Below are 12,283 nucleotides of genomic sequence, written 5' to 3'. Positions count from 1 at the left end.
GGCTCCCTAGTGCGCGGCCTGGTCCCACGACCGACCGAACCCGACCGACACCTCCAGCGGCACGTCCAGCGCGAAGGCCGCGCCCATCTCGCGGCGCACCAGCTCGGTGACCTGGTCCCGCTCCCCCGGCGCGACCTCGAGCACCAGCTCGTCGTGCACCTGGAGCAGCATCCGGCTGCGCAGCCCCTCCTCGCGCAGCGCCGCGTGCACCCCGAGCATCGCGACCTTGACGATGTCGGCCGCGCTGCCCTGGATGGGCGCGTTGAGCGCCATCCGCTCCGCCATCTCGCGCCGCTGGCGGTTGTCGCTCGTGAGATCGGGCAGGTAGCGGCGCCGACCGAGGATCGAGCTGGTGTAGCCGTCCTTGCGCGCCTGGTCGACCACCTGGAACAGGTAGTCGCGCACCCCGCCGAACCGCGCGAAGTAGTCCTCCATCAGCTCCTTGGCCTCGTCGGTGGAGGTGCGCAGCTGGGCGGACAGCCCGTACGCGGACAGCCCGTAGGCGAGCCCGTAGTTCATCGCCTTGATCTTCGCGCGCTGCCCGGGGCTCACCTCGTCCTCGGCGACCCCGAACACCTTCGCCGCGGTGACCGAGTGGAAGTCCTCCCCGGACTTGAACGACTCGATCAGCTCGGCGTCGACCGACAGGTGCGCCATGATCCGCATCTCGATCTGCGAGTAGTCCGCGGTCATCAGCTCGGCGTAGGCGCCGTCGGCGGAGTCGGCCCCGACGACGAACGTGTCGCGGATCCGTCGCCCCGCCTCGGTGCGCACCGGGATGTTCTGCAGGTTCGGCTCGGTCGAGGAGAGCCGGCCGGTGCGGGCGATCGTCTGGTTGAACGTGGTGTGGATGCGCCCGTCGTCGGACACCGAGTCGAGCAGGCCCTTCACCGTCACCCGCAGCCGCGTGGCGTCCCGGTGCTCGAGCAGGTGCTCGAGGAACGGGTGCGGGTTGGACTCGTTCAGCGTCTGCAGCGCGTCGGCGTCGGTGGTGTAGCCGGTCTTCGTGCGCTTGGTCTTCGGCATCTGCAGCTCGTCGAAGAGCACCACCTGCAGCTGCTTCGGCGAGCCGAGGTTGATCTCCTTGCCGATCACGTCGTACGCCGACTGCGCCGCCGCCTGCACCCGGCCCCCGAACTGCGACTCGAGGTCCTGCAGCGCCGAGACGTCGACGGCGACGCCCGCGGCCTCGAGGTCGGCGAGCACGGCGAGCAGCGGCAGCTCGAGATCGGTGAGCAGGGCGGTGCCGCCCAGCTCGGCGAGGTCGGCGTCGAGCTTGTCCGCGAGGTCGGCCACCGCGCGGGCCCGCAGCATCTCGGTCTGCGCGAGGGTCGCGTCGGCCTCCTCCTCGCCGCCGTCGAGCGTGAGCTGGTCGCCGTCGGAGGAGCCCGTCTCCTCCACTCGCAACTCGCGGCGCAGGTAGCGCAGCGCGAGGTCGGCCAGGTCGAAGCTGCGCTCGCCGGGCCGGGCCAGGTAGGCGGCGAGGGCGGTGTCGCTGGTGACACCCTCCAGGCGCCACCCCCGCCCGCGGACCGCGTGCAGCGGCCCCTTGATCTCGTGGCCGGCCTTCGGGAGCTCCGGGTCGGCGAGCCAGGCGGCGAGGGCCGTCTCGTCCTCCGGTGTCAGCGCCCGGGCGTCGACGTAGGTGGTCTCGCCGTCGGCCGCCGCGATGGCGATGCCGTCGAGATCGCCCGTGCCGTGCGACCAGGTGCCCCGGAACCCCAGCCCCGCGCGGCTGCCGTCGCGGGCGTGCGCGTCCAGCCACGCCGCGACCGCGCCCGGCTCCAGCGCGGACCCGCGGACCTCGAAGCCCTCGTCGGCCTCCGGCTCGGCGGACTGCAGCGTGGAGAACAGCCGTTCGCGCAGGACGCGGAACTCCAGCTCGTCGAACAGGCGGTGCACCGCGTCGCGGTCCCACGCCCGGGCCTCGAGCTCGGGGGGCGTGACGTCGAGCTCGACGTCCCGCACCAGTTCGGTGAGCTGGCGGTTGAGCACCACCGACGACAGGTTCTCGCGGAGCGCGTCACCGGCCTTGCCGCGCACCTCGTCGACCCGCTCGACGAGGGCGTCGAGGCTGCCGAACTCGCGCACCCACTTCTGCGCCGTCTTCTCCCCCACGCCCGGGATGCTCGGCAGGTTGTCGCTGGGGTCGCCGCGCAGCGCCGCGAAGTCGGGGTACTGCTCCGGGGTCAGCGTGTAGCGCTCCAGCACCGCCTCGGGGGTGTAGCGCACCAGGTCGGACACGCCCTTGCGCGGATAGAGCACGGTGACCTGGTCGGAGACGAGCTGGAAGGCGTCGCGGTCGCCCGTGCAGATCGCCACCTGCATCCCCTCGGCCACCGCCTGCGTGGTGAGCGTGGCGATGACGTCGTCCGCCTCGTACCCCTCGCGCATGATCACCGGGATGTGCAGGGTCGCGAGGATCTCCCGGATCAGGTCGACCTGGCCGCGGAACTCGTCCGGCGTCGCGCTGCGGTTGGCCTTGTAGGCCGCGAACGTCTCGGAGCGGAAGCTCTGACGCGACACGTCGAAGGCCACGCCGACGTGCGTCGGTGCCTCGTCGCGCAGCAGGTTGATCAGCATCGAGGTGAAGCCGTAGACGGCGTTCGTCTTCTGCCCCGACGTCGTGGTGAAGTTCTCCACCGGCAGCGCGAAGAACGCCCGGTACGCCAGCGAGTGCCCGTCGAGCAGCAGCAGCCGTGCGCCCCCGGCCCGGTCCCCCGGCGTCGTCGCGGGCTTGTCTGCGGTCTTCGTCCCAGCCACGACGCCGAGTCTGCCAGGGGGGTCCGACAGCCTCGCCCGTCGTCCCTAGGGTGGCGGAGTGGCACAGTCCCCCGAACAGCAGGCCGTCCCCGAGCTCGAGGTCGCCTACCCCGACGAGCAGCTCGGGACGAAGATGGGCATCGAGATCACCGAGTGGGATCCGGCGCGGACCGTCGCCACCATGCCGGTGGCCGGGAACCGCCAGCCCTTCGGCCTGCTGCACGGCGGCGCGAGCGCCGTGCTCGCCGAGACGGTCGGTTCGACGGCGGCCTACCTCAACCGGATCGGTGACCGCCGCCCGGTCGGCCTCGAGCTCGCGTGCACCCACCACCGCTCGGCCCTCTCCGGCCACGTCACCGCGGTCTGCACGCCCGCGTCGGTCGGGAGGACGGTCGGCACGTTCGAGATCGTCATCTCCGACGACGAGGGCCGTCGCGTCTGTACCGCCAAGCTGACCTGCATCTACCGCGACGCGACCCCGCAGGCCTGACGGCGCGTCACCCGGTCGCCACGTCCGGGTGACGTTTGGTCGCACGACCGGGTGGTGACCCACCAGCTGGTCGCGCGCACCCGTGTGCCGCGATCCCCTGCAGCTCCGGACGACCGCCGCGTGGAAACCACCGGCGTCGCGCGCCGTCCGTCACGATCCCACCGCCCCCGGACCGGGGGCGCCCGGAGGCGCGACGGTGACCACGCACGTATCCCCCTGCCCGCCCACGTCCGAGCCGGCCCCCGGCCCCGTCCGTATGGAGGGCTTCTTCGAGGCGATCGCGGACCGGTGGCCCGATCGCGTCGCGGTCGAGGCCGACGGCGAGGCCGTCCGCTACCGCGAGCTGGAGGCGCGGGCCAACCGGCTCGCGTACCTGCTGGCCGCGCGCGACGTCGGCCCCGGCGACCGCGTGGCGGTGCTCCTGCCGCGCTCCGGGCGGACCTACGTCGCGATCCTCGGCGTGCTCAAGGCCGGGGCCACCCTGGTGCCCCTCGATCCCGGGTCACCGGCGGACCGCGTGGCCCACGTGGTCGACGACGCCGAGGTCGCCGTCGTGCTCACCGTCCGCGCGCTGGCGGACCGGGTCACGGGCACCGCCGTGCTCGTCCTCGACGAGGCCGGCGACGAGCTCGCCGCCGCACGCCCCACCCGCCCGGCCGCGCGCCCCGCCGTCGGGACCGCGTACGTCATCTTCACCTCCGGCTCCAGCGGACGACCCAAGGGCGTCGCCGTCTCCCACGCGAGCATCGCCAACTTCCTGACGGTGATCCCGGGGATCTACGACGTCCGGCCCGACGACCGCGTGCACCAGGGCATGACGATCTCGTTCGACTTCTCGATCGAGGAGATCTGGTCCGCCTGGGCGGTCGGCGCGACCGTGGTCGCGGGTCCCGACGACGAGCGCGCCTTCGGCGCCGACCTGGGCGAGCACCTCGCCACGCGGCGGATCACCGTGCTGTGCGCGGTGCCGACCCTGCTCGCCACGGTGCCGACCGAGCTGCCGGACCTGCGCACCGTGCTGGTGGGCGGGGAGGCCTGCCCCGGCGAGATCGTGGAGCGCTGGGCTCGCCCCGGGCGCCGCCTGCTCAACACCTACGGGCCCACCGAGGCCACCGTCACGGCCACCTGGTGCGAGCTGCACCCCGGGCGCCCCGTGACGATCGGCCGGCCCCTCCCGACCTACACCGCCGAGCTCACCGACCCCGACGACCCCGACCACCCGCCGGTCGCCGACGGCGAGGTCGGGGAGATCACGCTCGGGGGACCCGGCGTGGCGCTGGGCTACCTGGGCCGCCCCGAGCTCACGGCCGAGAAGTTCGTCGTGCACCCGGGGACGGGCGAGCGCGTGTACCGCACCGGCGACCTCGGGCGGCTCGACGAGCACGGCGAGATCGTCTACCTCGGACGGGCCGACGCCGAGGTGAAGGTCCGGGGCCGCCGGGTCGACCTGGGCGAGATCGAGAGCGTGCTGCTCGCCGACCACGAGGTGGCCGCGGCCGTCGTGGCCCTCGACCCGGCCTCCGGAGAACTCGCTGCGTACGTGGTGGACCCCGCCGTGGGCGTCGCGGACGCGGACACCCGACGGCACCGCCTGCACGCCGTGGCCGCCGAGCGCCTGCCGCCCTACATGGTCCCGGCCACCCTCGACGTCCTCGCCGCCCTCCCGACCCAGGCCAGCGGCAAGGTCGACCGGTCCGCGCTGCCTCCACCGACGGGGTCGCGGTTCGTGGGGTCGGCGGCCGCCGGCGACACGCCCGCTCCGGGCCCGGAGTCCCGGATCGCCGGCGTCATGGCCTCCGTGCTCGGCCTCGAGGCGGTCCCCGCGACGGCGGACTTCTTCGACGACCTCGGGGGCCACTCGCTGCTCGCCGCCCGGGTGGTGACGGCCCTGCGCGAGGCCGGCTTCGGGGTCGCCGTCCGGGACCTCTACGCCCACCCGCACGTGCGGGGGCTCGCGGCGGTCCTGCGCGACCGGCCCCCGGCGGCCGCCCCGGCGGAACCACCGCTGTGCCACTCCGCCCGGCGCGTGGCCGTGGCGGGTGGGGCGCAGGCGGTCGCCCTCTACCTGGTGCTGCTCGCCCTGACGCTGCCCGCGTCCGTCGTCTACTGGTGGAACGACGGCGTGGTCTCCCCGGCGGTCCTGCTCGAGATCCTCGCGGCCGGGACCGCGACCTATCTCGGCGTCCGCTGGCTGCTGCCGGTGCTGCTCGTGCGGCCGCTCACGCTGGCGCTCCGCCCGGGCACCTACCGGCTCTGGGGCACCGTGTACCTCCGGCTGTGGGCGGTCGACCTGCTGCTGCGGCTCTCGCCGCTGCCCGTGCTCGCCGGCGGCCCCTTCGCGTCGCCCTACCTGCGCCTCCTCGGCGCCCGGGTCGGACGACGGGTCCACCTCGCTGCCTCCGCCGTCAGCGCCCCCTGCCTGCTGCGACTCGGCGACGACGCCTCCCTCGGCTACGGCGTCTCGCTGCGCCCGTGGCAGGTGCGCGGCGGACGGGTCGAGGTGGGGGTGATCACGGTCGGCGCGCGGGCCGTCGTCGGGACGGGCACCGTCCTCGCGCCGGGCTCCCGGGTCGGGGTCGACGCGGCGATCGGCGAGCAGTCCGTCCTGTCCCGGGACGGGCACGTACCCGCGGGCGCCACGGTGGCGGGCTCCCCGCCGGTCCCCGTCGACGTCGCCGACCCGATGCTCGGCGCGATGGGTCGGGCCCGACCGGCCCGCGGCTGGCGCTGGTACCACCTCGTCCCGGCGATCGTGGGCGTCGTCGGGCTGGAGGCCGCGGCGGTGCTCATGGTCGTCCCGACCGTCGTCGCGGTCTGGGCCGCGCTCCTGGCCTGGGGCGTGCTCGCCGGGCTCGTCGCCACGCTGCTCTCCGGCCCGTTGTTCGTCCTCACCGTCTGCGCGATCGTGGCGGGCGGCCGCCGGCTGCTCCTCCCCCGCACCCCGGTGGGCGTGCACCCCGTCCGGTCCGGGCTCGGCCTGCGCAAGTGGCTCGCCGACGCCCTGCTGGTCGACTCGCTGACCTTCACCAACTCGCTCTACGCGACGCTCTACACGCCGGGGTGGATGCGGCTGCTCGGCGCGCGCATCGGCCCCGGCGCGGAGATCTCCACGGTCGCCCACGTCGACCCGGACCTGCTCGACCTCGGCGCCGGCAGCTTCGTCGCCGACATGGCGGGGGTCGGGAGCGCCGTGTTCGCCCGCGGGCGGATGCTGCTGCGTCCGACGGTGGTCGGGGAACGGGCCTTCGTCGGGAACGCCGCCCTCCTGCCCGGCGGCACCCGGGCGGGGAGCGGGTCGCTGGTCGGGGTGGCGACGGCCCCGCCGGCGGTGGTGGGCCGCGACTCGTCGTGGCTCGGCTCCCCCGCCATCCACCTGCCGCGGCGCGAGGACTCCGGGTCGCACCCCGACTCGGAGACCTTCCGCCCGTCCCGACGCCGGGTCCGGCGGCGTCTCGCGCTGGAGTTCGTCCGCGCCTCGCTGCCCGCGTCGCTGCTCGGGCTGGCCGTCTACCTGCACCTCACGGCGCTCTCCACCGTCGCCGACGGACGACCGCTCTGGGTCCCGGCGTTCGTGGCCCCGTTCCTCGCCGCAGCGGCGTCGGCGTTGGTGATCGCCTACGTCGCGGCGGTGAAGCACCACGTCGTGGGGACCTACCGCCCGCGCACCGCTCCCCTGTGGGACGAGTTCGTGCGCCGCTCGGAGTTCGTGACGGGGCTCTACGAGGCGGCCGCGGTCCCCGCCGGGCTGGATCTGCTCACCGGCACCCCGTTCCTGCCCTGGGCGCTGCGGCTCCTCGGTGCGCGGATCGGAAGCCGGGTGTGGCTGGCGACGACCTACCTCACCGAGTTCGACCTCGTGGAGGTCGGCGACGACGCCGCGGTCGGCCGCGAGGTCTCGTTGCAGACCCACCTGTTCGAGGACCGCGTCATGAAGCTGTCGACGGTGCGCGTCGAGGCGGGCGCGACGGTCGGCGACCGCTCGATCGTGCTCTACGACGGCGAGGTGGGGGCGGGCGCGGAGCTCGGCCCGCTCAGCCTCGTCATGAAGGGCGAGCAGCTGGCGGCCCGGAGCCGGTCGGGCGGGATCCCCGCCGAGGCGGTGGCGGCGTGAGTCTCGCGCTCGTCTACGACGGCCCCGCCACCCTGCCGGGTTGCCCCGAGGCGGTGGCGGCGCTGCTCACCGCGCACGGGTTCGACGTCGCCACCGTCGGCCCCGACGGCGACCGTCCGCTGGAGGCGGAGGTCCTCGCGGGGGCCGCGCTGTACGCCCAGCCCGGCGGCGGGAGCCTGCGGCACGCCTGGCGGCACCTGCGCCGGCACCGGCGCGTGCTGCGCAGCTGGGTGGCGGACGGCGGGTCCTACGTCGGCTTCTGTCTCGGCGCGTACCTCGCCGGGCGGGGACCGGGGCTGGGCCTGCTGCCCGGCGACACCGACCAGTACGTCACGTCGCCGCACGCGACCGTCGACGACCCCGACGCCGATGCCCTCGTCGAGGTCGACTGGCGGGGACGTCGCCGGACGCTGTTCTTCCAGGACGGCGCCCGGTTCACCCGCACCGACGGGACCGACGTCCTCGCCCGGTACCCCGGCGGCGAGGTCGCTGCCCTCGTCGCCGCGTACGGGCGCGGCCGGGTGGGGGTCGTCGGGCCGCACCCCGAGGCGACCGCCGACTGGTTCACCGACGTCGGGCTGCCCGTCCACGACGCCCGGGACCTCGCGGACGACCTCGTCACGGCGGCGACGACGTGATCCGCACGACCCTCGTCGCCCTCCTGGCCACGCTGCTCGTCGCGTGCTCACCGGGTCCGACCACTCCTCCGCGGGCCGCCCCGGACCCGGCCCGGCCCGTGGTGTCCCTCGCGTTCGACGTCGCCGACGACCTGCGCGGTGCGACCGGCCGCGAGCAGGTCGCGTTCACCCCCGACGCCCCGGTCTGCGAGCTGGTGTTCCGGGCGTGGCCGAACGCGCCGGTGTCGGCCGCGGCGGGCAGCTCGCTGCGCGTCGACACCTCGGCCGTCGACGGCACCCCGGTCGCGCCCCGCGTCGAGGCGGCCGGTGCCCCGGCCGGGGCGCCGGGCACGCTCGTGACGCTGCCCCTGCCGTCCTGCGTGCCCGCCGGTCGCACGGTGACGGTCGACCTCGGCTTCACGCTCGCGCTGGGGCCCGACGCCGACGACCGGCTCGGCACCTCGCGCGGCGTCGCCTGGTTCGGCTCGGCCTTCCCGCTGCTCGCGTGGGTCCGGGGCCAGGGCTGGGTCCGGACCCCGGCCGCGACCGCGCCCGGGGAGAACGCGGTCTCGGAGGAGTTCACGCTGCGCTCGCTGGAGGTGACCGCGCCGAGCGGCCTCGCGGTGTCCGGGGTGGGCCGCGCGGTGGGCACGACCGACGCCGCCGGACGCACCACCCATCGCTTCACCGCCGACGCCGTCCGCGACGTCGCGGTGGCCGTGGGCCCGTACGAGGTCGTCGAGCGGGACGTCGCCGGCACCCGCCTGCACCTGTTCCTGCTCCCGGGGACCCGCACCGACCCCGACCGCTGGGTCACGGAGATCGACACCGCGATCGGCCGGCTCCAGCCGTTGCTCGGCCCGTTCCCGTACCCCGACCTCTGGGTCGCGCTCGCACCCGGCCAGTCGTCGGGCATCGAGTACCCGGGCGCGCTGCAGTTCGGCGACACCCGACCCGGCGACCTCCCGAGCCTCGCCACCCACGAGCTCGCCCACCAGTGGTTCTACTCCCTGGTCGGCAACGACCAGGGCCTGCACCCGTGGATGGACGAGGCCTTCGCCACCTGGGCCGAGGCGGTCGCCACCGGCCGACCCGACGAGTACTCCCTCGACGACGTGCCCCGCCGCCTCGACGGCCGCCTCGGCGACCCCCTGTCGGCGTGGGACGGGAGCTTCGACCGCTACGAGACCGGCGTCTACGTCCAGGGCGCCGCCACCCTGCTCGAGGCCCGACGACGGGTCGGCGCGCCCGCCTTCGACGACGCGGTGCGCCGCTACCTCGCGGTGAACGCCCACCGCGTGGCGACCCCCGCGGACGTGGCCGCGGCCTTCCGCGACCTCCCCGCCGTGACCGACCTGCTCACCTCCCGCGGCGCCCTGCCGCACCCCTGAACCCTGCTGCCCCTCCCGAGGAGGACCCGCGATGACGCATGCCCGCACGCTGCCGGCCCCACCGGTCACCGAGGACCCCGCACCCCCGCGGGAGCGCATCCTCGGGGTCGACGCCGCCCGTGGCCTCGCCCTGCTCGGGATGATGGCCGTGCACGCGCTGTACGAGACCGACGCCGCCGGGAACGCGACGTGGACCTCGGTGCTCGCCGGCGGGAAGTCCGCGGCGCTGTTCGCGCTGCTCGCGGGGGTCGGCATCGCTTTCACCACCGGCCGCCGCCGCGTCCCGCTGCGGAGCGATCGCGCGCTCCCCACGGCGGTGGCACTCGTGGTGCGCGGCCTCGCCGTCGGGCTGGTCGGGCTCGCCCTCGGAGGCAACGACCCGGAGATCGCGGCGGTGATCCTCGCCTACTACGCGCTGCTGTTCGTGGCCGCGGTGCCGCTGGTGTTCCTCGGGCGGCGCACCCTCCTCGCGCTGGGCGCGGTCCTGACGGTCGGGGTCCCGTTCGCGAGCCAGGCGCTCCGGGCCCACCTCCCGGTCGCCACGGGGATGAATCCGTCGTTCACGTGGCTCGTGGACGACCCGGCCGGGATGCTCACCGAGATCGCGGTCACGGGCTACTACCCCGTGCTGTCCTGGCTGCCCTACCTGTGCGTCGGGCTGGCCGTCGGCCGGATGCGCCTGTCGTCGGCACGGACGGCCGCCGCGCTGGCGGGGGTGGGTACCGCGCTCGCGGTCACGGCGGCCCTGGTCTCGGACCGGCTGACGGAGCGGGCTCTGCCGAGCATCCTGGCGGCCTCGGCGGGCGCGGACCCGGAGACGGTCCACGAGGCCCTGACCGTCGGCCCGGACGGGGTGACGCCGACGACGACCTGGTGGTGGCTCGCCGTCGACACCCCGCACTCCTCCACGCCACTCGACCTCGCCCTCACGATCGGGGTCGCGCTCGCGGTGCTCGGGGTCGCGCTGCTCGCCGACCACGTCCGGCGCCCGCGGCCGCGGGCCGCGCTCGACGTGGTCCGTGCCCCGCTCACCGCAGCCGGCGGGATGACGCTGACCTTCTACGTCCTGCACGTCCTGTTCATCAACTCCGACTTCGACGTCTACGGCCCGACGACGGGCTACCTCATCCAGGTCGTCGCCGTGCTCCTGCTCGGCTGGGGCTGGCGCGCGACCGCGGGCCGTGGCCCCCTCGAGGCCGCCGTGACCGCCCTGAGCCGGCGGGCGGCCCGGGCGGTGGCCCGGCCCGGAACGCACGAACGGGCCGTCCGTCACGGTGCATCGTGACGGACGGCCCGTTCGTGCCGTTCCGTGGTGGCCCTACGACACGCCCAGGTACGCGTCCTGGATCGTCGGGTCGGCGAGCAGCTCGGAGCCGGGGCCGGAGCGGGTCACCTCCCCGGTCTCCAGCACGTACGCCTGGTGGGCGAGCCCGAGCGCCTGCGTGGCGTTCTGCTCGACCAGCAGGACCGTGACGCCCTCCCGGTTGATGTCCTCGATCACCCGGAAGATCTGCTGGATGAACTGCGGGGCGAGCCCCATCGAGGGCTCGTCGAGCAGCAGGAGCCGCGGTCGGGCCATCAGCGCGCGCCCGATGGCGAGCATCTGCTGCTCGCCGCCGGAGAGCGTGCCGCCGACCTGGTTGCGTCGCTCGGCCAGACGCGGGAAGTACGTGAACGCCCGCTCCTGGTCCTCGGTGAACTCCTTCGAGCGCCGGTCGGACCGGACGAACCCACCCATGTCCAGGTTCTCCAGCACCGTCATGCCGGGGAAGATTCCGCGACCCTCGGGCACCTGGCAGATCCCCTTGCGCACGCGCAGGTCCGCGCGGACCTTCGTCAGGTCCTCGCCGTCGAAGGTCATCGACCCCGACTGCAGGCCCAGCAGTCCGGAGATCGTCTTCATCGTCGTCGTCTTGCCGGCGCCGTTCGCGCCGATCAACGAGACGATCTGTCCCTCCTGCACGGTCAGCGAGATGCCGCGCAGCGCCTGGATGCGCCCGTAGGCGACGTTGACTCCCGCGAGCTCGAGCAGGCTCACTCGTCCACCGCCGTTCCGAGGTAGGCCGACACGACGGCGGGGTCCCGCCGCACCTCGTCGGGCACGCCGTCCGCGATCTTGCGGCCGAAGTCCAGGACGACGAGGCGGTCGGTCACGCCCAGCACCACGCGCATGTCGTGCTCCACGAGGACCACCGTGAACCCGTCGTCGCGGATCTTGAGGATGAGCTCGGAGAGCGCGTCCTTCTCGACCGCCGAGAACCCGGCCGCCGGCTCGTCGAGGCAGAGCAGCTTGGGCTCCGTCGCGAGCGCGCGGGCGATCTCGAGCCGGCGCTGGTCGCCGTAGGGCAGCGACGTCGCCTTGTCCGCGGCCCGGTGGGCGATCCCGACGAACTCCAGGAGCGCCATCGCCTTGTCGACCGCCTCCCGCTCCTCGCGACGGTGCCGCGGCAGGCGCAGCAGCGCCCCGGGCACCGAGGTGCGGTGCCGGGCGTCGGTGCCGACGACGACGTTCTCGAGCGCCGTCATCGCGCCGAAGAGCCGGATGTTCTGGAACGTGCGGGCCACGCCCGCCTGGATGATCTTGTACCGCTTCATCCGGGCGAGCGACTGGCCCTCGAGACGGATATCGCCCTCGGTCGGCCGGTAGACGCCGGTGACGATGTTGAAGCACGTCGTCTTCCCGGCGCCGTTCGGTCCGATCAGGCCGAGGATCTCGCCCCGGCGGACGTCGAACGACACGTCGTCGAGCGCGGTGAGCCCGCCGAATCGCACCGTGAGGTTCTGCACCGCCAGCAGGGTCTCCCCCGCCGACACCGCGATCTCGCGGTCCGCCGCCACCTTCTCGGCGACCGCGGCCTCGTGCTCGGCCCGCTCCTCGGGTGCCATCTGCTCGACGGCCTCGAGCAGGCCC

8 protein-coding genes are annotated in these 12,283 nt (G+C 74.6%); 5 read left to right on the top strand and 3 right to left on the bottom strand.

What is annotated here, in order from left to right:
• Nucleotides 1-6 precede the first annotated feature (6 nt).
• Nucleotides 7-2,697, bottom strand: a complete 2,691-nt coding sequence (polA, locus tag QSK00_RS08605) for a DNA polymerase I (RefSeq protein ID WP_285590597.1) — start codon at nt 2,695-2,697, stop codon at nt 7-9.
• Nucleotides 2,698-2,821: 124 nt separating this feature from the next.
• On the opposite strand from polA, the gene QSK00_RS08600 reads away from it, so the two are divergent.
• The 5 genes from QSK00_RS08600 to QSK00_RS08580 all read left to right on the top strand — a co-directional run bounded on the left by QSK00_RS08600 (nt 2,822) and on the right by QSK00_RS08580 (nt 10,657).
• A complete protein-coding gene (locus QSK00_RS08600; protein WP_285589616.1) occupies nt 2,822-3,253 on the top strand; it encodes a PaaI family thioesterase in 432 nt (143 codons plus the stop codon).
• A 196-nt stretch (nt 3,254-3,449) separates the two neighbouring features.
• Entirely contained in the window at nt 3,450-7,364 is a 3,915-nt protein-coding gene (locus tag QSK00_RS08595; protein ID WP_285589613.1) for a Pls/PosA family non-ribosomal peptide synthetase, read from the top strand.
• Nucleotides 7,361-8,002: a BPL-N domain-containing protein gene (locus tag QSK00_RS08590; RefSeq protein WP_285589612.1), complete on the top strand. Its 642-nt coding sequence runs from the start codon at nt 7,361-7,363 to the stop codon at nt 8,000-8,002. The genes QSK00_RS08595 and QSK00_RS08590 overlap by 4 nt, the downstream gene beginning before the upstream one ends.
• A complete protein-coding gene (locus QSK00_RS08585) occupies nt 7,999-9,372 on the top strand; it encodes a M1 family aminopeptidase (RefSeq protein WP_285589610.1) in 1,374 nt (457 codons plus the stop codon). Before QSK00_RS08590 ends, QSK00_RS08585 begins: the two co-directional genes overlap by 4 nt.
• 31 nt (nt 9,373-9,403) lie before the next feature.
• A complete protein-coding gene (locus QSK00_RS08580; RefSeq protein ID WP_285589608.1) occupies nt 9,404-10,657 on the top strand; it encodes a heparan-alpha-glucosaminide N-acetyltransferase domain-containing protein in 1,254 nt (417 codons plus the stop codon).
• A 33-nt stretch (nt 10,658-10,690) separates the two neighbouring features.
• On the opposite strand, the gene QSK00_RS08575 is transcribed toward QSK00_RS08580, so the two are convergent.
• On the bottom strand, nt 10,691-11,410 hold the full coding sequence (locus QSK00_RS08575) for an ABC transporter ATP-binding protein (protein WP_285589604.1): 720 nt from the start codon (nt 11,408-11,410) through the stop codon (nt 10,691-10,693).
• Complete coding sequence (locus QSK00_RS08570; RefSeq protein ID WP_285590595.1) at nt 11,407-12,258, bottom strand: ABC transporter ATP-binding protein; 852 nt, start codon at nt 12,256-12,258, stop codon at nt 11,407-11,409. The genes QSK00_RS08575 and QSK00_RS08570 overlap by 4 nt, the downstream gene beginning before the upstream one ends.
• Between the last annotated feature and the right edge of the window lie 25 nt (nt 12,259-12,283).

This window comes from Actinomycetospora sp. NBRC 106378, assembly GCF_030269685.1.
Taxonomy (GTDB): domain Bacteria; phylum Actinomycetota; class Actinomycetes; order Mycobacteriales; family Pseudonocardiaceae; genus Actinomycetospora.
This window is presented reverse-complemented; position numbering and strand designations above follow the sequence as displayed.